This window comes from Rhizobium moroccans, from assembly GCF_057559155.1.
On the sequence record NZ_JBHFJG010000011.1, the window covers coordinates 125,082 to 145,953 of the forward strand.

Consider the following 20,872-nt stretch of genomic DNA (forward strand, 5'->3'; position numbering starts at 1 on the left):
ACCCATGGTCGCGCGTTCCATTTATCGACCTTCCGGGAGATTATTGTTTCGCCGCCGCCTCGGTGATCTCCGCGGTAAAGGCGCCCTGCGGCTCCTTGGTGATGATCTTCTGGTCGAGGAGCGCCTTGGTGGTGCGCTCGTATAGTTCCGGCTTCAATACGCCCGATCCGTCGCCGATCAGCTTGGCGACCTCGCCCATCATGCGTTTCTGGTGGTTCTCGTCCTGGCCGCCATTGTCCATGACGATCTCGGCTGCTTCCTCCGGGTTCTCGATGGCGTATTTCCAGCCCTTCATGGAGGCGCGGACGAACTTCACCATGGTTTCCTTGAAGGCGGGGTCCTTCAACTTGTCCTCCAAGACGTAGAGACCGTCTTCCAGCAGGTCGTTGCCCATTTCGGTATAGTTGAAGACGATCAGGTCTTCCGGCTTGAAGCCTGCGTCGATCGCCTGCCAGTATTCGTTATAGGTCATGACCGAGATACAGTCCGCCTGCTTCTGGACGAGCGGCTGCACGTCGAAGCTCTGCTTCAGAACGGTGACACCGTCCGCGCCGCCTTCGGTGGAGAGGCCGAGCTTGTTCATCCAGGCGAAGAACGGATATTCGTTGCCGAAGAACCAGACGCCCAGCGTATGGCCCTTGAAATCGGCTTCGCTCTTCACCGGCCCGTCCTTCGGACAAATCAGCTGAAGGCCGGATTTCTGGAATGGCTGGGCGATGTTGACGAGCGGCACGCCCTTTTCGCGGGCGACCATGGCGGCCGCCATCCAGGTCACCACGACATCCGCGCCGCCGCCGGCGATCACCTGTTCCGGGGCGATATCCGGGCCGCCCGGCTTGATCTCGACATCGAGGTCTTCCTCTTCGTAGAAACCCTTGTCCTTGGCGACGTAATAGCCGCCGAACTGGCCCTGAGCCACCCATTTGAGCTGCAGGGTAACCTTCTCGGCGGCCATGGCCTGAACCGCGGCCAGCGACATGGCGCCGGCCATCAATGCCATCATCATCTTCTTCATCGCTGTTCCCTCTTCTTTTTTGACCGCTTCCGGGTTGCGGAAGCTGATGCGCCTAACCACCACGGATAGACGGATGCCAGAAGGTCGTCGCTCTTTCCGCAAGCGCCACGACACCATAGAAAACCGAACCGGCAACGGCCGCAACCGCGATTTCCGCCCAGACCATATCGACGTTCATGCGGCCGATCTCGGTGGAGATGCGGAAGCCCATGCCGACGATCGGCGTGCCGAAGAATTCCGCCACGATCGCGCCGATCAGCGCAAGAGTCGAGTTGATCTTCAGCGCGTTGAAGATGAAGGGCATGGCGGCCGGCAGGCGCAATTTCACGAGCGTCTGCCAGTAGTCGGAGGCATAGGAACGCATCAGGTCGCGCTCCATGGCTCCTGCGGCGGAAAGCCCGGCCACGGTGTTCACCAGCATAGGGAAGAAGGTCATGATGATGACAACGGCCGCCTTGGACTGCCAGTCGAAGCCGAACCACATGACCATGATGGGCGCGACCCCGATGATCGGCAGCGCCGAGACCATGTTGCCGACCGGGATGAGGCCCCGGCGCAGAAAGGCGAAGCGGTCGGCGAGGATCGCAACCGCGAAGCCCGCCGCGCAGCCGATCACATAGCCGATCAGCACGGCCTTGAAGATGGTCTGCCGCACGTCCGCCCAGAGGATCGGGAGAGAGCCCGCGATGCGCGCCGCGATGGCCGAGGGCGGCGGCAGCAGGATGAAGGGGATGCCGGCGCCCCGCGTGGCCGCTTCCCAGATGACGAGGATCCAGGCACCGAAGATTGCCGGAATGAGGAGCCGCAGGAACCAGCCGGCGGCTGTGGATCTGGGCTCGATTTGCGAGAGTTCCGAGACACAGGCCCAGGCGAGAAGCCAGCTTGCCGCGATCATCAGGAAAAAGGCGGCCGACATCTGCCCCTCGTTTCCGCCGAGGCCGGCAAGCAGAAGGGCGGCGGGAAGGTGCGCGCCGACGAAGAGGACGGCGGCGCGCGGTATCGGGCCTTCCAGCGTCAGCATCAGCGTGACGGCCGCAAGCAGCACGAGCGCGATCGTCATGCCGCCTTGAACGGGGTTTGCGGCTTCGGGCAGGGTAAGCGGCAGCCTGGCGGCGGCAATGGCGGTGATCACGCCGGCGAGGAGAGGCTGCCAATTGCGCTGCAATTGCTTCATGCCGGCCTCCCGCCCATCGAGCGTTCCACGATCTTGCCGGCCACACCGACGATAGTCACGAGGATCGCGGCAAGCACCGAGCCGGCGATCAGCGCCGCCCAGATGTCGATCGTCTGGCTATAATAGGAGCCCGCGAGCAGTTTGGAGCCGATGCCGGCAACAGCCCCTGTCGGCAGTTCGCCGACGATCGCGCCGACGAGGCTTGCGGCGATCGCCACCTTCATGGAGGTGAAGAGGAAGGGAATGGAAGCCGGCACTCTGAGCTTCCAGAAGGTCTGGGCGCGGCTTGCATTATAGGTGCGCATCAGGTCGAGTTGGATCGATTCCGGCGAGCGCAGGCCCTTCACCATGCCCACCGCCACCGGAAAGAAGGAGAGATAGGTGGAGATCAGCGCCTTCGGGATGAGGCCCGTGACGTTGATCGCGGCGAGCACCACCACCACCATGGGCGCGATCGCCAGGATCGGCACCGTCTGAGACGCGATGATCCAGGGCATGAGGCTGCGGTCGAGCGCCTTCACATGCACGATGCCGACGGCGATCAGGATGCCGGTGAGCGTTCCGAGCGTGAAGCCGACGGCCGTCGAGGAGAGCGTCACCCAGGAATGGTAGACGAGGCTGCGGTTTGAGGTAACGCGGCGGAGGAACGTGTTCTCGTAGACGTTGCTCGCCACCTGATGTGGCGCCGGCAGCACCGGCTTCGGCTGCGAAAGCGTGGCGCCTACGAACTCCGTCGTGGTGCGCGTGACGCTGGCACGCCGGTCGAGATCGTGCTGGAAGGGCGCGTTCATGAACACGGCCGCGACATACCAGATCACCACGATGGCCACGAGGATGCTGAGGACGGGGAGGGTGTGGTGGCGGAGGGAGGTCATCCGTCGAGGCCCCCCAAGAACGGAGAAAGGTGCTTCTTGATAGTTTCGAAAACGTAGTCCGGTCCGTCCAGAACCTGGACATTGTCGAAACGGAGCACGACAAACCCTTGCTTGGTGAGAAACGCGTCGCGTCTTTCGTCGTGTCGGCGACCACGATCCGTTTCGTGGGTGTCACCGTCCACTTCGACGACGATACGGGCGGACAACCAAGCAAAATCCGCGATGTATGGACCAATGGGTGTTTCCCGGCGAAAGCGGGCGCCGAAAGGGCGTAGATCGCGCAGCATGTCCCACATAGCTGCTTCGGCCTTGGTCAGCTCGCGACGCAGGCGCTTAGCGCGATCTCTCGTCTTAGGATCGATATTGGAATGTGGCATGCAAACGCCTTCCCAACCCCTCCCCGTAGAGGAGAGGATTCCAAGTATCATTTTCCCCCTCTGGCCTGCCGGCCATCTCCCCCACAAGGGGGGAGAGGACTCGCGGCAACGCCTACTTTCCATGCTGGAGGCGGTGCAGCGGGTTAAGCCCCTCCCCCTTGTGGGGAGGGGTTGGGGAGGGGTTTGAAAGCGAAACTCACTCCTCATAGCTATGCCCCGCTCTCAAGCCCTCGCGCACCCGGTGGGCGATTTCCAGGAATTCCGGCGTCTCGCGGATTTCGAGCGGCCGCTCGGCCGGCAGGGTCGACTCGATCACATCCGTCACCCTTCCAGGCCGGGGCGACATGACGACGATCCTGGTGGAGAGATAGACCGCCTCCGGGATCGAATGGGTGACGAAACAGATGGTCTTTTCCGTCCGGGCCCAGAGTTTCAGAAGCTGCGCGTTCAGGTGGTCGCGGACGATCTCGTCCAACGCGCCGAAGGGCTCGTCCATCAGCAGCAGGTCCGCATCGAAGGCGAGCGCCCGGGCGATCGAGGCGCGCTGCTGCATGCCGCCGGAGAGCTGCCACGGGTATTTCTTGCCGAAGCCGGTGAGGTTGACGAGGTCGAGCGTGCGCTCGATGCGGCTTGCCCGCTCGGCCGTCGAATGCCCCATGATCTCCAGCGGCAGGGCGATGTTCTTCTCGATCGTGCGCCAGGGATAGAGCGCCGGCGCCTGGAAGACATAGCCGTAGGAGCGGGATTTGCGCGCTTCCTCCGGCGTCATGCCGTTGACGGAAATCTCTCCGGAGGTCGGCTTCTCAAGATCGGCGATCACCCGCAAAAACGTCGTCTTGCCGCAGCCCGAAGGGCCGATGAAGGAGATGAAATCACCCTTCCTCACCTCCAGATCGACGTCGGAAAGCGCATGCACAGGTCCGTCATTGGTCTCGAAGGTGAGCCCTAGCTTCCTGGCGGAGACGACGGAGGACGAGGAAGCGGTCATGGGGTCATCGCATGTTCGAGGGATACGAAGCAGGGCGGGCGTGGTATGATATCGGCAATCGGCGCCGTTGCAGGCGTCTTGGGTCTTCGACGGAGGAGAAAGACCATGGATGCGTCATCGAAACCCACCTGCCGGCTGGTGAAGCCCAGCGCCACCTATGACGGCAAGCAGGGGCTCAGCTATTTCCAGGGCGTCGCCGCCGAGACGGTCGGCTCCAAGGGCATCTGCATGCATCTGCTCACCATGCAGCCCGGCACCCGCGCCAAGGCGCATCTGCACGAGAACCACGAGACGGCGATCTACATGCTCTCCGGTTCGGCACATACCTGGTATGGTGACCGGCTGCAGGAGCATGTGGTCGTCCACGCGGGCGAGCTGTTCTACATCCCGGCGGGCGTTCCGCACCTGCCGGCGAACCTTTCCAACACGCCCTGCACGGCGATCATCGCCCGGACAGATCCCAACGAGCAGGAGAGCGTCGTGCTTCTGCCGGAGCTGGACGGGTTGGTGAAGACGTGAGGCTTTGCCGTTTTTCCGCACCGGCCTGCCGACTGGAGGATGGTATTGAATTCCCCCTCTGGCCTGCCGGCTTTTTGGGTCGATCCACTCGTCTCGACCCGTCCTTCGGACCCCACCACAAGGGGGGAGAGGAGTCGCGGAACCTCCTCGACCATGCGCACACTGAAATGAATATCGACGGCGGTGCGGCAGGTTAAGTCCCTCCCCCTTGTGGGGAGGGGTTGGGGAGGGGAATGCCCAAACCTGATGACGGTATGGCGCGCCCATCACACCCCGCTTGCCGGAATGCCGGTGCGTTCCACCTTGCGCGGCGCGGTCAGTTCCTTCCAGGTCGACAGCGCCTTGTTCACCGCTTGGAACGGCTCGCGCCTCACGAATTCGCCATGCCCCTCGCGGGTCTTCACGGTCGACTCCTCGATCGCCACGACGCCACGGGTCAGCGTGAAGCGGGGCAGGCCGGTCACCCGCTTGCCTTCGAAGACGTTGTAGTCGATCGCCGACTGCTGGCTTTTTGCCGAAATCGTCTTGGAGCGCTTCGGGTCCCATACGACGATATCGGCATCGGCGCCGACCAGGATCGCGCCCTTTTTCGGATAGACGTTCAATATCTTGGCGATGTTTGTTGAGGTCACCGCCACGAATTCGTTCATGGTGATGCGGCCGGTCGCCACGCCATAGGTCCACAGCATCGGCATGCGGTCCTCGAGCCCGCCGGTGCCGTTCGGAATTTTTCGGAAATCGCCGAGACCGGTGCGCTTCTGGTCGGTGGTGAAGGCGCAGTGGTCTGTCGCCACCACCTGCAGCGAGCCGGAGGCGAGGCCGGCCCAGAGGCTGTCCTGATGCTGCTTGTTGCGGAAGGGCGGGGACATGACCCGGCGGGCGGCGTGATCCCAGTCCTTGTTGAAATATTCGCTCTCGTCGAGCGTCAGGTGCTGGATCAGCGGCTCGCCGTAGACGCGCATGCCATTCTGGCGTGCACGCCGGATCGCCTCGTGCGCCTGTTCGCAGGAGGTGTGCACCACGTAGAGCGGCACGCCCGCCATGTCGGCGATGATGATGGCGCGGTTGGTCGCCTCGCCCTCGACGGAGGCGGGGCGGGAATAGGCGTGCGCTTCGGGGCCGTTATTGCCCTCATCCATCAGCTTCTGCTGCATGGCGGCGACGACGTCGCCATTTTCGGCATGGACGAGCGGCAGCGCGCCGAGTTCGGCGCAGCGCGAGAAGGAGGCGAACATCTCGTCATCGTTCACCATCAGCGCGCCCTTGTAGGCCATGAAGTGCTTGAAGGTGTTGATGCCCTTTTCCTGCACGACCGCCTTCATGTCGTTGAAGACCTGTTCGCCCCACCAGGTGACGGACATGTGGAAGGAATAGTCGCAATTGGCGCGCGTCGATTTGTTGTCCCAGCGCTTCAACGCATCGAGTAGCGATTGGCCGGGATCGGGCAGGCAGAAATCGACCACCATCGTCGTGCCGCCGGCAAGTGCCGCCCGCGTGCCGCTTTCGAAATCGTCGGAGGAATAGGTGCCCATGAAGGGCATTTCGAGATGCACATGCGGATCGATGCCGCCCGGCATTACGTAGCATCCTTCGGCATCCAGCACCTCGTCGCCCGAGAGGTTGGGGCCGATCTCGATGATCCTGCCGCCATCGATCTTGACGTCCGCCTTGTAGGTCAGGTCGGCGGTGACGATGGTTCCACCCTTGATGACTGTGGTCATTGTTGTTCCCCTGTCTTGTCAATGTCGGTGAGAAGCGATGGATAAAAGCGAGCGACCTCGCAGCGTTCGACCATAGCGCCGCTCAATGCTGCAAGGATCGTCTTCAAGAGACTGTTCACCCGATATGGCCATCGGCCTACTCCACGATCTCGGCGGTCTCCAGCACGGCATGGAAGAGCACGTCGGCTCCGGCGGCGGCCCATTCCTTGGAAATATCCTCCGCCTCGTTGTGGGAAAGCCCGCCGACGCAGGGGCACATGACCATCGTCGCGGGTGCGACCTTCGCCGCCCAGCAGGCGTCATGGCCGGCGCCGGAAATGATGTTCATGTGGCTGTAGCCAAGCTTTTCGGCGGCTTCGCGTACGCGTCCGACGAGCACCGGATCGAAGGTGATCGGATCGAAATGGCCGACGGCCTCCACCGAGCAGCCGACGCCGAGCGCCTCGCAGATCTTCGCCGCTTCGGCTTCGATCTTCGCTCGCATGCGGTCGAGTTTCTCCTGCGAGGGCGTGCGGATATCGACGGTAAAGGTCACGGTGCCCGGCAGCACGTTGCGGGAATTCGGCGAGAAAAACACCTGGCCGACGCCGCCGACGGCGCCCGGCTGCTCGCTCATCGCCACGTCCTGCACCATTTCGAAGATGCGGCTCATGGCGAGCCCGGCATTGACGCGCATGTTCATCGGCGTCGAGCCGGTATGGGCCTCGCGGCCCGTCAGCGTGAATTCCAGCCACCACAGGCCCTGACAGTGAGTGACGACGCCGATCTGCTTGTCTTCGGCCTCGAGGATCGGCCCTTGCTCGATATGATATTCGAAATAGGCGTGCATCTGCCTGGCGCCGACTTCCTCCTCGCCCACCCAGCCGATGCGCTTCAGTTCGTCGCCGAAGGTCTTTCCTTCCGGGTCTTTGCGGGCATAGGCATAATCGAGGTCATGCACGCCGGCGAAGACGCCGGAGGCGAGCATGGCCGGTGCGAAGCGCGCGCCTTCCTCATTCGTCCAGTTGGTGACGACGATCGGGTGCTTCGTCTTGATGCCGAGGTCGTTCAAGGTGCGCACGACCTCAAGCCCGCTCAAGACGCCGAGCACGCCGTCATATTTGCCGCCGGTCGGCTGGGTGTCGAGATGGCTGCCGACATAGACGGGCAGGGCGTCCGGATCGGTGCCCTTACGGGTCGCGAACATGGTACCCATCTTGTCGACGCCCATTTCGAGGCCGGCTGCATCGCACCAGCTCTTGAAGAGTTCGCGGCCTTGCTTGTCGGCATCGGTCAGCGTCTGGCGATTGTTGCCGCCGGCAATGCCGGGGCCGATCTTCGCCATTTCCATCAGGGTATCCCAAAGGCGGTCGCCATTGATGCGCAAGTTCTCGCCGGGTGCTGCCACCATGAAAATGTCCTCACCGTTTCAAGGCGCCCCGTTTTCGGGCGCTATATTTGTTCCCGTCGGTTCCCCAGGCGCCTGCGGCGTTTGAAGATCGGCATTGCCTTTGTTGTGCTTGTCGCCGATAATTTGACCGATTGGTAAAACATTACAATTTCCGTGCCGCCACTCAAGACGTAAAACGCGAAAAATGCACGCTGAAAATTCAGGCATATGCCGTGGTTATCGGCGGGCCATATGCTACGGGCGTGAAATGGTTGCAGGAAGGGCAGGGGAGCGGAAATGACCATCCCGAGGGCGGCGAAAACCTTGAGGCGCACACGCATCCAGGAGGAAAAGGAAGAGCGCATCCTGGAAGCGGCGCTCGATGTTTTTTCCGCCGCCGGTTTTCGCGGTTCGACCATCGACCAGATCGCGGAAGCCGCGGGCATGTCGAAGCCGAACCTTCTCTATTACTTCCGCACCAAGGAAGCGATCCACCGGGCGCTGATCGACCGGGTTCTGTTCACCTGGCTCGAGCCGCTGCGCGCCTTCGACGCGGAGGGTAACCCGGAAGCGGAGATCCGCTCCTATATCCGCCGCAAGCTGGAAATGGCGCGGGATTTCCCCCGCGAGAGCCGGCTCTTCGCCAATGAAATCCTTCAGGGCGCGCCGCATATCGAGGATGAGTTGAAAGGGCCGCTGAAAGAGCTGGTGGACGAGAAGGCAGAGGTGATCCGCGCCTGGGTACGCACTGGCAAGATCGCCAAATGCGATCCCTACCACCTGATCTTCTCGATCTGGGCGACGACCCAGCACTATGCCGATTTCGACGTGCAGGTACGCGCCGTGCTCGGCCAGAACCATGCGGGCGAAGGGCGCTTCGAGGACGCCGCCCGGTTTCTGGAGCAGCTTTTCATGAACGGGTTGCGGCCGAGGCAGGCGGACACCGCCGCTTGAAGAATGTGGGCCATCGGTATATACTTTTGATATATACCTTAGGAGGCCGGCATGAATACAGCAAAGATCTTCTGGTCCGGACGATCGCAGGCCGTTCGCCTGCCGAAGGATTTCCGGTTCGAAACCGACGAAGTCCGCATTCGCCGCCACGGCAATACGGTCATCCTCGAGCCGATCGAGAACGACTGGAACTGGCTGGACAAGGTCGTGAGCGATGTCGACAGCGATTTCGCCGAGGCTGCGACCGAGCGGCCGGCAGAGCAGGAGCGTTCCGGCCTGGATGTTTTCGAGTGAAGTTCCTGCTCGACACGAATGCCGTGATCGCCCGTCTCAAGGGCGACCAAAACTTCGTCGCCCGACTGAAAGAGCATCTGCCGGAGGATTTCGGCCTCTCGGCAATCGTCCTCCATGAATTGTTCTATGGGGCGTTCAAGAGCCAACACGTGGCCGCGAACCTGGAGCGCGTCGAAGAACTGCGTTTCGAAACCATCGAATTCGACCGCGAGGATGCGCGCTCCGCAGGTGAAATCCGCGGGCAGCTTGCCAAGGCGGGGCTGCCGATCGGGCCCTATGATGTCCTGATCGCCGGTCAGGCACGAGCCCGTGACCTCACGCTGGTAACGCACAATGTCAGGGAGTTTCAGCGCGTGGTCGGGCTTCGGATGGAGAGGTGGTAAGGCCGCTCAAAAGCCGAACAGCCGCAGCATCGCGAAACCGAAGACCGAGATGAAGAGCCAGCCGAAGGCGCCGAGCGCCAACGGCCGCCAGCCTTCCGCTTTCAGCTTGCGGATATCGGTCTGCAGCCCCATGGCGGCGAGCGCCATCGACAGCAGGAAGGTGTTCGCGAACGCGAGCGTGGCGTTGAGTTCTTTCGGAATGTCGATTGCGCTGTTGACCAGCATCATGGCGATGAAGCCGAGCACGAACCAGGGCATGGGAGCAGACGCCTTGGACGCGCCGCCTTGACGCGCCCGCACGGCGACGGCGAGAAGCATGACGAGCGGCGCCAGCATGGCGACCCGCGCGAGCTTTGATATCGTGCCGAACGTACCGGCCGTGTCTCCGGCCTGGAAGGAAGCCGCCACCACCTGCGCCACCTCGTGGATGGTCGCGCCGCTCCAGAGCCCGAAGCTGCGCGCATCGAGCGCCAGCGGCGCTGCGAGCAGCGGATAGATGAACATCGAAAGACAGCCGAACAGCGTGACGCAGGCAATCGCATAGGCGACATGTTCCTGGCGCCCGCGCACGACGGTATTGGTGGCGATCACCGCGGAAGCGCCGCAGACCGAGGTGCCGGCAGCGATCAGATCGGCAAGCTCCTGCTCCACGCCCAGCAGGCGCCCGGCCGCGCGAATCGCGACGAAGGTGACGGCGAGCGTGATGGCCACCATTGCGAGACCCGCGCCCCCGAGCGAAAGCACCTGGCCGACCGTCACCTGAAGGCCGAGAAGAACGATGCCGAGCCGCAGCAGGCGGCGCAGCGAAAACGCGATTCCCGGCTCCAGAACAGCGGATACGGTGAAGAGATTGCGGGCGGCCATCCCAAGGATGATCGAGAGGATGAGCGGGCTAAGTGCTGCCCAGCCCGTCAGGCCGCGGGCAGCGACAGCCGTCACCGCGATGAAGGCCGTGAGTGCTAGGCCGGGGAGAAGTTCACTGAATAGCGAAGACGGTCTAGCTTGGGCTTTTTCTGCCGGCGGGGCGATATGCGTCATGATCGTTCTTTGAAATGCTTGATCTGTCGAAAATCATCCTCCATTTTTCAGAACGATAAATCCAATTCATATGTTTTCTGATATTGTTCGATTCTAACGAACGATTGAGGTGTTGCATGACGCTGGAGCAATTGCGCATTTTCTTGGAAGTCGCGGATCGCCAACATGTCACCAAGGCGGCGCAGGCCCTCAATCTCACGCAATCGGCGGTCAGCGCGGCGATTTCGGCGCTGGAGGTGCGCCATGCGGTGACCCTCTTCGACCGGATCGGGCGGAGGATCGAGCTGACGGAAACGGGCAAGCTCTTCGTACCAGAAGCCAAAGCCATCCTGGAGCGTGCGCGTGCGGCCGAGGGCCTGCTGGCCGATCTCGGCGGCTCGGCCTCCGGGCTTTTGAGGGTCTATGCCAGCCAGACGGTCGCGAGCTATTGGCTGCCCTCACGCCTCGTCACCTATCACGAGCGGTTTCCGCGCGTGGACGTGCGGCTTACCGTCGGTAATACCCAGAGCGCGGCGCAGGCCGTTCTGTCGGGCGAGGCCGAACTTGCCGTGGTGGAGGGCGAGGTGTTTCTGGCGGGGCTCAAGCGCCGCAAGGTGGCGGAGGATCGGCTGGTGCTGGTGGTCGGCGATCGTCACCCCTGGGCGGACGGCCGCCGGATTGCCTCCGGCGACCTCGCCGAAACGAGCTGGATCATGCGCGAAAAGGGCTCCGGCACGCGCGCCGCCTTCGAGGCGGAGCTTTCGATGCTGGGCATCGATCCCTCCGAGCTTTCGGTGGTTCTGGAAATGCCTTCCAACGAGGCGGCGATCGCCGCGGTGGAGGCGGGCCTCAGCGCCACGGTTCTTTCCAGCCGCGCGACCCAGTTCCATTCGCTGGCCGGCAAGTTGCATGTGGCGGATTTCCCCATGCCGTCCCGCGAGTTCTCGGCGCTTTATCACGCGGAGCGGCACGTCACGCGCGCCTTGCAGGCCATGCTGGAGCTCCTGAGCGAGCCGGAAGAGAAAGCAAGTTAGTCCGCCTCACTCCATGAGGGGCGGCAATTCCCTTGCGAGCGTATCGATCGCCAGCCGCACCTTCGGCAAGATGACCGGGGATTTCGGCCATACGGCGTAAGCTTCGAAAACTGTCGCGGGAATGTCCGTGAGCACGCGCACCAATTCGCCGGAAGCAACCCGATCCCGAGCTAGCCAGCATGTCAGCCAGGCGAGCCCGCGACCCTCGACAGCAGCATCGGCAATCGATGCGAGATCATCGAGGCGCAGCCGGGTACTTGGAAATATCTCGCGCGGCGAACCGTCTTCGGTTGGAAAAATCCATGGCCTGTCCTGGTTGCCGCGCCGGTAGACGATCGCTTCGTGACTGGCCAGATCTTTCAGGGTTTGCGGAATGCCGTGCTTTTCCAAGTAGGCGGGTGAGGCGCAGACGGTCATGCGTTGACGGGCGATCACGCGTGCCGTCAGGTCCGGATTGTCCTTCAATGGTCCGTTGCGAATGGCGAGATCGAAACCATCCTCGAGGAGATCGACAATGCGGTCGTTGAAGGAGAGATCGAGTTCGAGACCGGGATGCTCGTCGAGGAGCGGCGTGAGGGCGGGGGCAGCGCAATGGCGACCGAAGAGCACCGGCATGGTGATGCGCAGTCTGCCGCGTACCTCGCGCCGGCCGGATTCCAGCAGGGCCTCGCCAAGCCGGATCTCCTCCACCGCGCGCAGGCAGCGCTCATAGAAGAAGCGGCCCTCCTCCGTCAGGCTCTGGCTGCGCGTGGTGCGGTGGAAGAGCCGCACCCCAAGCCGTTCCTCCAGCCGGGCGATCGTCTTGCCGACCGCCGAACGCGTCAGGTTCAGCTTCTTGGCGGCGGCGGAGAAGCCACCTGCCTCGACCGTTTCCACGAAGACAGAAATGCCCTTCAACTGTTCCATGTTGTATCCAATGAGGAACCAAACTGGAGAAATCATATCGCAACTGCGGACTGATGTTCAACGATATGCTGCCCTCATCGATTTTCTCTCAAGGAGCGACAAGATGAGAACAGCAAGACAATGGAGTATCGCAGCGGTCGGGCCGGAAGATTTCCGCATCCGGGAGGCGGAAATTGCCGAACCTTCGAGCGGCGAAATCCTGGTGCGGGCGCAAGCCGTATCGCTGAACTACCGTGACAAGCTCATGCTGGAAACAGGCATGGGCCTGCCGCTGACATTTCCGTTCGTGCCGGCCTCGGACCTGGCGGGTGTGGTGGAGGCCGTGGGGCCGGGCGTCACCCGTTTCAAGCCGGGTGATCGGGTCATTTCCACCTTTTCGCCGGGACGTATCGCGGGCAAAGAGATAGGCGACGCCCGCAATCCACCCTATAAATCACTGGGCGGCTATTATCCCGGCGTGCTTTCGGAATATGTCACGTTTCCGCAGGATTGGTTCGTCGCCGCGCCCAGCTCGCTTGACGCGGCCGAGGCGAGCACGTTGCCCTGCGCCGGCCTGACGGCATGGTTTGCCCTGATCGAACAAGGCAAGCTGAAGGCTGGCGACAGGGTCGTGGTCCAGGGCACTGGAGGCGTCGCGCTGTTCGGCCTGCAGATCGCCAAGGCGCATGGTGCTGAAGTCTTCATCACCTCGTCGAGCGCCGAGAAGCTGGAGCGCGCCCGCAAGCTGGATGCGGATCATCTTCTTCCCCGCGAGGGCTGGGTGGAGCGCGTCCTCGACCTGACGGGCGATCACGGCGCCGACCATATTCTCGAAATCGCCGGCGGTCCGGCGTTTGCGCATTCGCTGGACGCTGTTGCCGTCGGCGGGCGGATATCGGTGATCGGCGTGCTGGAAGGGCTCGAAATCTCCGCTCCGACGGTGCCGCTCATTCTCAAGTCTCCCACGGTTCAGGGAATCTCCGTCGGGCATCGTCGGGCACTGGAAGATTTTGTTCGTGCCGTCGATGCGATCGGGCTCAAGCCGGTGATCGACAGGCGCTATCGCTTCGAGGAGGCGCGTGAGGCCTTCGCGCATCTCGATCGCGGCGCCTTCGGCAAGATCGTGATCGAGTTCTGAGGGTAGACAACCGCTCCCGCCGTTTGGCCGGCGGGAGCGGAGATCGTCATTCGGCGGCAACGGCTGCGCTTTCGAAGGCGAAGCCTTCGTCGGCCCAGCCGGTCATGCCGCCGATCATGACCTTCACCGACAGGCCGAGACGTGCGAGCCGCAGGGCCGCCTTGTCGGTGCCGTTGCAATGAGGGCCTGCGCAATAAACGATGAAGAGCGTATCGGCCGGCCATTCCGACATGCGGTGCGCAGTCATCTTCCCGTGCGGCAGGTTGAGGGCCCCCGGAATGTGAGAGGCTGCAAACAGCGCCGGCGAACGGACGTCGAGGAGCACGAAATCCGAATGGCCGGCCTGCAGGGATGCGTGAACGTCCCAACAATCCGTCTCGAAGGCGAGCTTTCTTGCGTAATGTTCGGCAACGGCTTCGGGGGAGGCGAATATCTCGGCGACGGGGCTCGGCATCGGTGTTTCCTTTCCGGTTTGATGTTGCCCGTGACCGTGCCTCATGTTAGTTCGAAGCGAAATTGGCCGTAATGACGATTATCGTAAAGATCATGCCAAAAGCTTCAATTCTTTCCGGCCCCCGTGTAGCGGTGCTCGCCTATGACGGGCTCTGCACCTTCGAGTTCGGCATCGCCTACGAAGTCTTCGGCCTGCCGCGTCCGGAAATGGGAGGGGGCTGGTATCGCTATTCCGTCTGCGGCATCGAACCGGGCCCGTTGAGGGCCGCGGGCGGGCTCAGCGTTCTGGTCGATCATGGGCTTGAAGCGATGGCCGAAGCGGATCTGATCATCGTTCCGGGCTGGCGGGCGATCGACGCGGAGGTTCCCGAGACCCTGATCGCAGCCTTGCGGTCCGCCCATGAGCGCGGAGCGCGCATCATGTCGCTGTGTTCGGGCGCCGCGGTGCTTGCCGCTTCCGGCCTTCTTCGCAATCGCAGGGCGACGACGCATTGGCGCTATGTCGCCTCGCTCGCGGAGCGCTATTCGGACATCGCCTTCGATGCGAGCGTTCTCTACATGGACGAGGGCAGCATCCTGACCGCTGCGGGAAGTGCCGCGGGCATCGATCTCTGCCTGCATGTGGTTCGCGGCGATTTCGGCGCGGAGGCCGCCAACAGCGTCGCCCGGCGTCTCGTGCTGCCGCCGCACCGGGAAGGCGGGCAGGCGCAATTCATCCATGCGCCCGTTCCCGTCGAGCGCGAGGGCGTGCGGCTGGGGCCGCTGCTCGAATGGATGCGCCAGAACCTCGATGCCGAGCAGCCCATCAGCGTGCTCGCCAAGAAGGCGGGCATGAGCATGCGCACGTTCCAGCGGCGGTTCGAGCAGACGACGGGCGTAAGCGTCGGCGCGTGGCTCCTGAAGGAGCGCCTTCGGCATGCGCGCGGATTGCTGGAGAATGACGAGACCTCGCTTGAGGATATTGCCGTTGCCAGCGGCTTCGGCACGCCGGCGACGATGCGGCATCACTTCCGCAAACAGTTGGGGACCAGCCCGAGCGCGTATCGGCGATCGTTCGGTGCGTGAAGTGTTGGAGAAGCCTTATCAAGCGGTTTCGTCCAGCGCCTCGCCTTCATCCACCAAGTCAACGATAACCTGCTTTATCTCCGACAGCCTCCCGATATCCATAGTCCCGATGGAAATGCCGAGTTTTGCTTTCGGAAGCGTCGTAATCTTGTCGCACATGGCGAAAGATCGCTTCTGCAAGCCGTTCTCCAAGGTCGGCTCGATCTCCACGCGGATCGGTGAACCATCGGCATCGTAAGAGGTGAGGGGAACGACAATCACGCTTTCCAACTGAACGTTCGGGTTTTGCATTACCACGACCGGTCTCGGCTTGCCCGTATAGTCACCACGCTCGGCCATCAGATAAATTCGACCGCGCTCAATCTTCATCGATCGGCTCGCTCATCGATGAGAGCCAGCGCATCACGTCGGCCTCTTCTTCCTCATGCCGTCTAATTCGGGTTGCCGCATCCCGCAGCTGTTCGTTCCGAACCCGGCGAACGTATAGCGTCAACGCCTCGCGGATCGCTTCGCTCTGAGTGAGATGCCTGGTCTGGGCCGCTTCCGCGAACTGATCCTTCAAGTGCTCGTCAATTCGGAAACTCATCAAACTTGCCATGGTTCATCTCCGAGGTAATACAAAACATATTACACCCATCAGGAACCAGGGCAAGCTACTCCGCGGCCTGCCGGGCCATCGGATTGTTCGGATGGGTCGTCCAGTTGGCATAGACGGGATCGACCACCTTGCCGGTGCGCTTGTCGAGTTCGCCCGCCGGAAGCGCTTCCATGGTGATGCAGTTCTCGACGGGACAGACGTTGACGCAGAGATTGCAGCCGACGCATTCCTCTTCCATCACCTCGAAATGGCGGACACCGTCGACGAATTGCGTGATCGCCTGGTGCGAAGTGTCCTCGCAGGCGATGTGACAGCGGCCGCATTTGATGCAGGCATCCTGATCGATATGCGCCTTGGCGATGTAGTTGAGGTTGAGATACTGCCAGTCGGTGACGTTAGGCACGGCGCGACCGATAATATCGTCCAGCGATTGGTGCCCCTTGGCGTCCATCCAGTCGGATAGGCCGGTAATCATCTCCTGCACGATCTTGAAGCCGTAGGTCATGGCCGCGGTGCAGACCTGCACGTTGCCGGCGCCGAGTGCCAGGAATTCAGCCGCATCCCGCCAGGTGGTGATGCCGCCGATGCCGGAGATGGGCAGGCCGTATGTCTCGGGATCGCGGGCGATCTCGGCCACCATGTTGAGCGCGATCGGCTTCACCGCCGGGCCGCAATAGCCGCCATGCGAACCCTTGCCGCCGACGGTAGGATTCGGCGCGAAATTGTCGAGATCGACGGAGACGATCGAGTTGATCGTGTTGATCAGGCTGACGGCGTCAGTGCCGCCGGCTTTCGCGGCGCGGGCCGGCTTGCGGATGTCGGTGACGTTCGGCGTCAGCTTGGTGATCACTGGCATGCGGGTATATTGCTTGCACCAGCGCACCACCATCTCGATATATTCCGGCACCTGGCCGACGGCGGCGCCCATGCCGCGCTCGGACATGCCGTGCGGACAGCCGAAATTCAGCTCGATGCCGTCCACCTCGGTCTCTTCCACCAGCGGCAGGATCGCCTTCCAGGCCTCCTCGGTGCAGGGCACCATGATCGAAGCGATGATCGCCCGGTCCGGCCAGTTCTTCTTCACCTGCTTCATTTCGCGAAGATTGGTGTAGAGGTCGCGGTCGGTGATGAGTTCGATATTGTTGAGGCCGAGAAGCCGGCGGTCTGCGCCCCAGATCGCGCCGTAGCGCGGGCCGTTGACGTTGACGACCGGCGGGCCTTCCTCACCGAGCGTCTTCCAGACGACGCCGCCCCAGCCTGCCTTGAAGGCGCGCTCCACGTTATAGGCCTTGTCGGTCGGCGGCGCGGAGGCGAGCCAGAAGGGGTTCGGAGACTTTATGCCGACGAAATTGTTGCGGATATCAGCCATGGTTCGTCCTCCCGCTCAGGCTACGGCCGTAGCCGGCTGGATGCCGGCTGCGAGCACGCGGTTGATGCTTTCGGCAGCGTCGCGGCCTTGTGCGACTGCCGAGACGGTGAGGTCTTCGCCGACGCCGACGCAATCTCCGCCGGCCCAGACGCGCTCGACCGAGGTGCGGCTTTCCGCATCCACCGCTATTCTGCCACGTTCCATGGCAAGTGCTCCGAGCCCGGAGGCGAGGAAGCTCTGACCGATCGCCTTCATGATCTGATCGGCGGCGATCACCCCCGTCTCGTCGGTGGGGACGAGCTTGCCGTCACGCATCGCGGTATATTCGACCTCGATGCCGGCGACGCTGCCGTCCTTGCCGAGAATGCGCTTCGGCGCCAGCCAGTGGCGGATGATGACGCCGTTGGCGGTGGCCAGATCCTGCTCGTAGCCCGAGGCGTTCATGTGCTCCTTGCCGCGGCGATAGCAGATGGTCACTTCCTCGGCGCCGAGCAGTTTTGCCTGGATTGCCGCGTCGATGGCGGTCATGCCGCCGCCGAGCACGACGATGCGACGGCCGATCGGTACGGTCGCCTTGTCCTTGGCCTGGCGGAGTGCCGCGATGAAATCCACCGCATCGTCCACGCCGGCAAGATCCTCGCCCTCGATGCCGAGGCCGTTGACGCCGGCAAGTCCCATGGCAAGGAAGACCGCATCATATTGCGCAGTTAGATCGGAGAGCGAGAAATCGCGGCCGAGCGCCTGGCCGTTTCGGATCTCGATGCCGCCGATGGCGGTGACGTATTCCACCTCGCGGCTCGCGAACTCGTCCACCGCCTTGTAGGTGGCGATGCCGTATTCGTTGAGGCCGCCTGCCTTCTCGCGGGCATCCAGGATCACCACGGAATGGCCGTGCATGGCGAGCCTGTGGGCTGCGGCAAGGCCTGCGGGGCCAGCGCCGACCACCGCCACCGTCTTACCGGTCGGGGCAGGGCGGGTGTAGAACTGCCTGCCGGCCTCCATGGCGATGTCCGTCGCATAGCGCTGCAGCCTGCCGATCTCGACCGGCCGGTCCTCGGCCGTGTTGCGCACACAGGCCTCTTCGCAGAGCGTTTCGGTGGGACAGACGCGGGCGCACATGCCGCCCAGTATGTTCTGATCGAAGATGGTTTTCGCCGAGCCAAGCGGATTTCCCGTCGATATCTGCCGGATGAACATCGGGATATCGATCGTGGTGGGACAGGCCGTCATGCACGGCGCGTCGTAACAGAAATAACAGCGGTCGGCCGCGACCAGCGCTTCGTGCCTGTCGAGGCGCGGATGAAGATCGGCGAAATTCGTCTCATACTCCGCCGGCGTAAGGCGCCCAGCCTCGATGCCCGGCGCGGAGCCGCTTCCCAGTCGTTCCATCTTCTGTTCCCTTATTGTGGATTCATGGACAACTATTGGGCAGAGCGTAACACAGGCTAAAAATTTATCAAACGGTAAATTTTTGGCACGAAACGGGCACAGCGAGCGCCGGAAAATTCATGATAAAAAGAGTCCACTTTAATCTTTACTCTGAAAATCAACTTTACTATGGTGCCGCTCATCCAAACGGAATCGACTGCCAGATGGGGACCTCATGGCGAAGAAGCAGAAGCGGAAGAACGGCAATGGCGGCCCGGCGGAAAGCCAAAAAAGCCCTGCCGGCAACGCGGTGGATATTCGCAGTTTTCTCTATGTCGGCGGGCGCGACTGCCAGGTGGCGCATCTCCGGGAAATCGCCAGCACCTACGGCGCGGAACTCATCCACCACGACGGCGGCTTGCGGGAAGCGGTCTCGCGCATCGATACCGTCCTGCCTTCGGTCGACTGCGTCTTCTGCCCCATCGACTGTATCAGCCACGATGCGTGTCTGAGGGTCAAGACGGGCTGCAAGAAGTTCGGCAAGACCTTCATTCCGCTGCGCAACGGCTCGAAATCCAGTCTGGAGCGGGCGCTTCAGACCATGAAGGAACGCAATGATGAACGAAGAACGTCCTGACGCCGGCCTGTTCATCGGGCTGCACAAGCTGGCCCAGCAGAACGGCGACGGGCTGGTGCCCGAACTTTACGAACTGCTGATGCGACGCGCCGAGACGCAGGCCGACATGACCAATGTCGTTGCCTTTCCCGCCGGTGTGAAATCGCATTACTCCGATGTGCCGCCCGACCAAGCGGGGCGGGTGCTGGCGTTCAGGCGGTAGGCAAAGTCCCGTCTGCATCGGTCTTGGAAACCCCTCCCGCCTGCCGGCCACCCTCCCCACAAGGGGGAGGGTCAGGGATGCCGGACTGCGTCACGTCCCATATGCGATCGCACAGGGAAAGGGGCCACGGATGAGGCAATGCCTTGCCACAAGTCTTCTCCCCCCCTTGTGGGGGAGATGGCCGGCAGGCCAGAGGGGGCTTAAATCTCTCTGCGCCCGAAAACTGCCCCCGCCGCCACGAGCAGCCAGCCGAGCATCATGCCCAACCCGCCGATCGGCGCGGCCAAGGGGAATAGCCGTTCGCCGAGGAAATGCCGCGCCACCAGGTCGCCGGCGAAGATGATCGTTCCGAGCCCGAGCACCAGTGCGGCCGGCGTCGCGGTCCGGAATGCCTTGTGGCCGAGATAGAGCCCCAGCAGGACCGGCGCGTGGGCGAGGCACATGGTCGAGGCCGAACCGAGAAATGTCCTGTCGCCGCCGTGGCTCGCCGCAGCCGCCAGAGCCACGCCCGCAGCGCCCATGAGCCCGCTCACAAACAGAATCAACGGCCTGAGATTGTCGAGTCTTTCCATTGGCCTATTCCCGGTTCTGCATGTGGAAGGCGAGGCGCTCGATCGGCGGCCAGATGATGTCGCGCAGCTTTGGGTTTTCGATCGTCTCTTCCATGGCGCGGCGGAAGCAGAGCATCCATTCGTCCCGTTCGGCGGGGCCGATCTCGGCCATGAAGTGGCGCGATCGCAAACGTGGATGTCCGTATTTTTCGACATAGACCGGAGGCCCGCCGAGATAGCCGGTGAGATAATCGTAGAGTTTCGCTTCGCTGCCTTCGAGGCTCGGCGGGTGGATGGCGCGGCAGCGGGCGGCTTCCGGAAGCGTGTCCATGAGTTCGTAGAAACGCTTCACCAATGCGCGGACGGTCTGATCGCCGCCGATCGCTTCGTAGAGTGTGATGGTTTCGCCTGCCATGAGAGCTTCTGGCCGCCTTCCGGATCGTCCCTGCGGGTGTAGTCCGCCGGAGCGATCCGGGCAAGCGCCATGGCGTCGCAGCGGGGGAGGGCTTCCGGACAGACCTTATATCAATCCGGCCCGACATCCGCCTCCCGGCCGCCGGGCTCCGGCAGCGAGCCGGAACCGGGCGTCTTGTCGCGGTCAATCAGGTGTTCCTTGGCATGCGGACCGGCCGGCTCCTTGGCCGGCTTCAGCGGTTTGCCGCTTTCGACGGCTTCGCGGGCCTTCTTGTCCTCGTTCATGGCATCCTCCGATGGGTTTTCGAAGGCCAACGCGCCTTGGGGAAGGTCGTTCCCTGGAGAAGCCGCCCACTACCTGCAGCAATGTTCATGCTCAGCGCGTATCGACAATATCGGCAGCCGTCTTAAATCGGGATGGGAGACCGCTTGCGGTCGGCGCTCGCAAGGAACGCCAAGCCGGAGAAAAGAG

Annotated in this window: 26 protein-coding genes; 9 read left to right on the forward strand and 17 right to left on the reverse strand. The window is 62.7% G+C overall.

The window, feature by feature from the left end:
• Positions 1-40: 40 nt before the first annotated feature.
• From ACE04I_RS08800 to ACE04I_RS08820, 5 genes are all read right to left on the reverse strand, one after another.
• Entirely contained in the window at positions 41-1,015 is a 975-nt protein-coding gene (locus ACE04I_RS08800) for an ABC transporter substrate-binding protein (protein ID WP_046795059.1), read from the reverse strand.
• A 52-nt stretch (positions 1,016-1,067) separates the two neighbouring features.
• Positions 1,068-2,189: an ABC transporter permease gene (locus ACE04I_RS08805; RefSeq protein ID WP_046794498.1), complete on the reverse strand. Its 1,122-nt coding sequence runs from the start codon at positions 2,187-2,189 to the stop codon at positions 1,068-1,070.
• Positions 2,186-3,064, reverse strand: a complete 879-nt coding sequence (locus ACE04I_RS08810; RefSeq protein WP_046794497.1) for an ABC transporter permease — start codon at positions 3,062-3,064, stop codon at positions 2,186-2,188. Before ACE04I_RS08810 ends, ACE04I_RS08805 begins: the two co-directional genes overlap by 4 nt.
• On the reverse strand, positions 3,061-3,441 hold the full coding sequence (locus ACE04I_RS08815; protein WP_046794496.1) for an endonuclease domain-containing protein: 381 nt from the start codon (positions 3,439-3,441) through the stop codon (positions 3,061-3,063). Before ACE04I_RS08815 ends, ACE04I_RS08810 begins: the two co-directional genes overlap by 4 nt.
• A 196-nt stretch (positions 3,442-3,637) precedes the next feature.
• A complete protein-coding gene (locus ACE04I_RS08820) occupies positions 3,638-4,429 on the reverse strand; it encodes an ABC transporter ATP-binding protein (protein WP_046794494.1) in 792 nt (263 codons plus the stop codon).
• A gap of 105 nt (positions 4,430-4,534) precedes the next feature.
• Here ACE04I_RS08820 and ACE04I_RS08825 point away from each other — a divergent pair, with 105 nt between their 5' ends.
• Positions 4,535-4,948: a cupin domain-containing protein gene (locus ACE04I_RS08825; protein WP_046794493.1), complete on the forward strand. Its 414-nt coding sequence runs from the start codon at positions 4,535-4,537 to the stop codon at positions 4,946-4,948.
• A 266-nt stretch (positions 4,949-5,214) separates the two neighbouring features.
• On the opposite strand, the gene hydA is transcribed toward ACE04I_RS08825, so the two are convergent.
• Both hydA and ACE04I_RS08835 read right to left on the reverse strand, forming a co-directional pair.
• Positions 5,215-6,669, reverse strand: coding sequence for a dihydropyrimidinase (hydA, locus tag ACE04I_RS08830; protein WP_046794492.1), 1,455 nt, complete (start codon positions 6,667-6,669; stop codon positions 5,215-5,217).
• A gap of 136 nt (positions 6,670-6,805) precedes the next feature.
• Complete coding sequence (locus tag ACE04I_RS08835) at positions 6,806-8,059, reverse strand: Zn-dependent hydrolase (RefSeq protein WP_046794491.1); 1,254 nt, start codon at positions 8,057-8,059, stop codon at positions 6,806-6,808.
• Positions 8,060-8,335: 276 nt separating this feature from the next.
• Here ACE04I_RS08835 and ACE04I_RS08840 point away from each other — a divergent pair, with 276 nt between their 5' ends.
• Genes ACE04I_RS08840 through ACE04I_RS08850 form a run of 3 tightly spaced genes read left to right on the forward strand, consistent with a single transcriptional unit; the run spans position 8,336 to position 9,669 of the window.
• Positions 8,336-8,992: a TetR family transcriptional regulator C-terminal domain-containing protein gene (locus ACE04I_RS08840; RefSeq protein ID WP_046794490.1), complete on the forward strand. Its 657-nt coding sequence runs from the start codon at positions 8,336-8,338 to the stop codon at positions 8,990-8,992.
• Between the two features lie 51 nt (positions 8,993-9,043).
• Positions 9,044-9,286 carry a type II toxin-antitoxin system antitoxin VapB gene (gene vapB, locus ACE04I_RS08845; RefSeq protein ID WP_046794489.1) on the forward strand — a complete coding sequence of 81 codons (243 nt, stop codon included), beginning with the start codon at positions 9,044-9,046 and terminating at the stop codon, positions 9,284-9,286.
• The gene (locus tag ACE04I_RS08850; RefSeq protein ID WP_487206988.1) at positions 9,283-9,669 is read left to right on the forward strand and encodes a PIN domain-containing protein; all 387 of its coding nucleotides are present in this window, start codon (positions 9,283-9,285) and stop codon (positions 9,667-9,669) included. The genes vapB and ACE04I_RS08850 overlap by 4 nt, the downstream gene beginning before the upstream one ends.
• 6 nt (positions 9,670-9,675) lie before the next feature.
• Here the strand turns inward: ACE04I_RS08850 and ACE04I_RS08855 are convergent, their stop codons facing one another.
• Positions 9,676-10,707 carry a YeiH family protein gene (locus tag ACE04I_RS08855; protein ID WP_046794487.1) on the reverse strand — a complete coding sequence of 344 codons (1,032 nt, stop codon included), beginning with the start codon at positions 10,705-10,707 and terminating at the stop codon, positions 9,676-9,678.
• A gap of 116 nt (positions 10,708-10,823) precedes the next feature.
• On the opposite strand from ACE04I_RS08855, the gene ACE04I_RS08860 reads away from it, so the two are divergent.
• A complete protein-coding gene (locus ACE04I_RS08860; protein WP_046794486.1) occupies positions 10,824-11,720 on the forward strand; it encodes a LysR family transcriptional regulator in 897 nt (298 codons plus the stop codon).
• A gap of 6 nt (positions 11,721-11,726) precedes the next feature.
• On the opposite strand, the gene ACE04I_RS08865 is transcribed toward ACE04I_RS08860, so the two are convergent.
• Complete coding sequence (locus ACE04I_RS08865; RefSeq protein WP_046794485.1) at positions 11,727-12,626, reverse strand: LysR family transcriptional regulator; 900 nt, start codon at positions 12,624-12,626, stop codon at positions 11,727-11,729.
• A 103-nt stretch (positions 12,627-12,729) separates the two neighbouring features.
• On the opposite strand from ACE04I_RS08865, the gene ACE04I_RS08870 reads away from it, so the two are divergent.
• Entirely contained in the window at positions 12,730-13,743 is a 1,014-nt protein-coding gene (locus ACE04I_RS08870) for a zinc-dependent alcohol dehydrogenase family protein (protein ID WP_137326717.1), read from the forward strand.
• A 46-nt stretch (positions 13,744-13,789) separates the two neighbouring features.
• Here the strand turns inward: ACE04I_RS08870 and ACE04I_RS08875 are convergent, their stop codons facing one another.
• Positions 13,790-14,197, reverse strand: a complete 408-nt coding sequence (locus tag ACE04I_RS08875; RefSeq protein ID WP_046794483.1) for a rhodanese-like domain-containing protein — start codon at positions 14,195-14,197, stop codon at positions 13,790-13,792.
• A gap of 71 nt (positions 14,198-14,268) precedes the next feature.
• On the opposite strand from ACE04I_RS08875, the gene ftrA reads away from it, so the two are divergent.
• The gene (gene ftrA, locus ACE04I_RS08880) at positions 14,269-15,261 is read left to right on the forward strand and encodes a transcriptional regulator FtrA (RefSeq protein ID WP_487206989.1); all 993 of its coding nucleotides are present in this window, start codon (positions 14,269-14,271) and stop codon (positions 15,259-15,261) included.
• A gap of 18 nt (positions 15,262-15,279) precedes the next feature.
• Here the strand turns inward: ftrA and ACE04I_RS08885 are convergent, their stop codons facing one another.
• The 4 genes from ACE04I_RS08885 to ACE04I_RS08900 are packed head-to-tail and all read right to left on the reverse strand — an operon-like array spanning position 15,280 to position 18,617.
• Positions 15,280-15,630 carry a type II toxin-antitoxin system PemK/MazF family toxin gene (locus ACE04I_RS08885; RefSeq protein WP_082118331.1) on the reverse strand — a complete coding sequence of 117 codons (351 nt, stop codon included), beginning with the start codon at positions 15,628-15,630 and terminating at the stop codon, positions 15,280-15,282.
• Positions 15,620-15,859 (reverse strand): ribbon-helix-helix protein, CopG family, encoded by a 240-nt coding sequence (locus ACE04I_RS08890; protein WP_046794481.1) that lies wholly within the window; start codon positions 15,857-15,859, stop codon positions 15,620-15,622. The genes ACE04I_RS08885 and ACE04I_RS08890 overlap by 11 nt, the downstream gene beginning before the upstream one ends.
• Positions 15,860-15,914: 55 nt before the next feature.
• Complete coding sequence (gene preA, locus ACE04I_RS08895; protein ID WP_046794480.1) at positions 15,915-17,228, reverse strand: NAD-dependent dihydropyrimidine dehydrogenase subunit PreA; 1,314 nt, start codon at positions 17,226-17,228, stop codon at positions 15,915-15,917.
• A 15-nt stretch (positions 17,229-17,243) separates the two neighbouring features.
• Complete coding sequence (locus ACE04I_RS08900; RefSeq protein ID WP_046794479.1) at positions 17,244-18,617, reverse strand: NAD(P)-dependent oxidoreductase; 1,374 nt, start codon at positions 18,615-18,617, stop codon at positions 17,244-17,246.
• 214 nt (positions 18,618-18,831) lie between these two features.
• Here ACE04I_RS08900 and ACE04I_RS08905 point away from each other — a divergent pair, with 214 nt between their 5' ends.
• Both ACE04I_RS08905 and ACE04I_RS08910 read left to right on the forward strand, forming a co-directional pair.
• Entirely contained in the window at positions 18,832-19,233 is a 402-nt protein-coding gene (locus tag ACE04I_RS08905; RefSeq protein WP_046794478.1) for a DUF2325 domain-containing protein, read from the forward strand.
• Positions 19,214-19,435: a hypothetical protein gene (locus ACE04I_RS08910; RefSeq protein ID WP_046794477.1), complete on the forward strand. Its 222-nt coding sequence runs from the start codon at positions 19,214-19,216 to the stop codon at positions 19,433-19,435. The genes ACE04I_RS08905 and ACE04I_RS08910 overlap by 20 nt, the downstream gene beginning before the upstream one ends.
• Before the next feature lie 200 nt (positions 19,436-19,635).
• Here the strand turns inward: ACE04I_RS08910 and ACE04I_RS08915 are convergent, their stop codons facing one another.
• The 3 genes from ACE04I_RS08915 to ACE04I_RS08925 form a co-directional block, all read right to left on the reverse strand.
• Positions 19,636-20,007 (reverse strand): DUF423 domain-containing protein, encoded by a 372-nt coding sequence (locus tag ACE04I_RS08915; protein WP_046794476.1) that lies wholly within the window; start codon positions 20,005-20,007, stop codon positions 19,636-19,638.
• Positions 20,008-20,011: 4 nt separating this feature from the next.
• Positions 20,012-20,401, reverse strand: a complete 390-nt coding sequence (locus tag ACE04I_RS08920) for a group II truncated hemoglobin (RefSeq protein WP_046794475.1) — start codon at positions 20,399-20,401, stop codon at positions 20,012-20,014.
• A 110-nt stretch (positions 20,402-20,511) separates the two neighbouring features.
• The gene (locus ACE04I_RS08925; RefSeq protein WP_170986365.1) at positions 20,512-20,685 is read right to left on the reverse strand and encodes a hypothetical protein; all 174 of its coding nucleotides are present in this window, start codon (positions 20,683-20,685) and stop codon (positions 20,512-20,514) included.
• Between the last annotated feature and the right edge of the window lie 187 nt (positions 20,686-20,872).

Bases quoted from the DNA above. Each gene is read 5' to 3' on its own strand.
- ACE04I_RS08800 (WP_046795059.1), bottom strand. From the start codon at position 1,015: ATGAAGAAGATGATGATGGCATTGATGGCCGGCGCCATGTCGCTGGCC.
- ACE04I_RS08805 (WP_046794498.1), bottom strand. From the start codon at position 2,189: ATGAAGCAATTGCAGCGCAATTGGCAGCCTCTCCTCGCCGGCGTGATC.
- ACE04I_RS08810 (WP_046794497.1), bottom strand. From the start codon at position 3,064: ATGACCTCCCTCCGCCACCACACCCTCCCCGTCCTCAGCATCCTCGTG.
- ACE04I_RS08815 (WP_046794496.1), bottom strand. From the start codon at position 3,441: ATGCCACATTCCAATATCGATCCTAAGACGAGAGATCGCGCTAAGCGC.
- ACE04I_RS08820 (WP_046794494.1), bottom strand. From the start codon at position 4,429: ATGACCGCTTCCTCGTCCTCCGTCGTCTCCGCCAGGAAGCTAGGGCTC.
- ACE04I_RS08825 (WP_046794493.1), top strand. From the start codon at position 4,535: ATGGATGCGTCATCGAAACCCACCTGCCGGCTGGTGAAGCCCAGCGCC.
- hydA (WP_046794492.1), bottom strand. From the start codon at position 6,669: ATGACCACAGTCATCAAGGGTGGAACCATCGTCACCGCCGACCTGACC.
- ACE04I_RS08835 (WP_046794491.1), bottom strand. From the start codon at position 8,059: ATGGTGGCAGCACCCGGCGAGAACTTGCGCATCAATGGCGACCGCCTT.
- ACE04I_RS08840 (WP_046794490.1), top strand. From the start codon at position 8,336: ATGACCATCCCGAGGGCGGCGAAAACCTTGAGGCGCACACGCATCCAG.
- vapB (WP_046794489.1), top strand. From the start codon at position 9,044: ATGAATACAGCAAAGATCTTCTGGTCCGGACGATCGCAGGCCGTTCGC.
- ACE04I_RS08855 (WP_046794487.1), bottom strand. From the start codon at position 10,707: ATGACGCATATCGCCCCGCCGGCAGAAAAAGCCCAAGCTAGACCGTCT.
- ACE04I_RS08860 (WP_046794486.1), top strand. From the start codon at position 10,824: ATGACGCTGGAGCAATTGCGCATTTTCTTGGAAGTCGCGGATCGCCAA.
- ACE04I_RS08865 (WP_046794485.1), bottom strand. From the start codon at position 12,626: ATGGAACAGTTGAAGGGCATTTCTGTCTTCGTGGAAACGGTCGAGGCA.
- ACE04I_RS08870 (WP_137326717.1), top strand. From the start codon at position 12,730: ATGAGAACAGCAAGACAATGGAGTATCGCAGCGGTCGGGCCGGAAGAT.
- ACE04I_RS08875 (WP_046794483.1), bottom strand. From the start codon at position 14,197: ATGCCGAGCCCCGTCGCCGAGATATTCGCCTCCCCCGAAGCCGTTGCC.
- ftrA (WP_487206989.1), top strand. From the start codon at position 14,269: ATGACGATTATCGTAAAGATCATGCCAAAAGCTTCAATTCTTTCCGGC.
- ACE04I_RS08885 (WP_082118331.1), bottom strand. From the start codon at position 15,630: ATGAAGATTGAGCGCGGTCGAATTTATCTGATGGCCGAGCGTGGTGAC.
- ACE04I_RS08890 (WP_046794481.1), bottom strand. From the start codon at position 15,859: ATGGCAAGTTTGATGAGTTTCCGAATTGACGAGCACTTGAAGGATCAG.
- preA (WP_046794480.1), bottom strand. From the start codon at position 17,228: ATGGCTGATATCCGCAACAATTTCGTCGGCATAAAGTCTCCGAACCCC.
- ACE04I_RS08900 (WP_046794479.1), bottom strand. From the start codon at position 18,617: ATGGAACGACTGGGAAGCGGCTCCGCGCCGGGCATCGAGGCTGGGCGC.
- ACE04I_RS08905 (WP_046794478.1), top strand. From the start codon at position 18,832: ATGGCGAAGAAGCAGAAGCGGAAGAACGGCAATGGCGGCCCGGCGGAA.
- ACE04I_RS08910 (WP_046794477.1), top strand. From the start codon at position 19,214: ATGAACGAAGAACGTCCTGACGCCGGCCTGTTCATCGGGCTGCACAAG.
- ACE04I_RS08915 (WP_046794476.1), bottom strand. From the start codon at position 20,007: ATGGAAAGACTCGACAATCTCAGGCCGTTGATTCTGTTTGTGAGCGGG.
- ACE04I_RS08920 (WP_046794475.1), bottom strand. From the start codon at position 20,401: ATGGCAGGCGAAACCATCACACTCTACGAAGCGATCGGCGGCGATCAG.
- ACE04I_RS08925 (WP_170986365.1), bottom strand. From the start codon at position 20,685: ATGAACGAGGACAAGAAGGCCCGCGAAGCCGTCGAAAGCGGCAAACCG.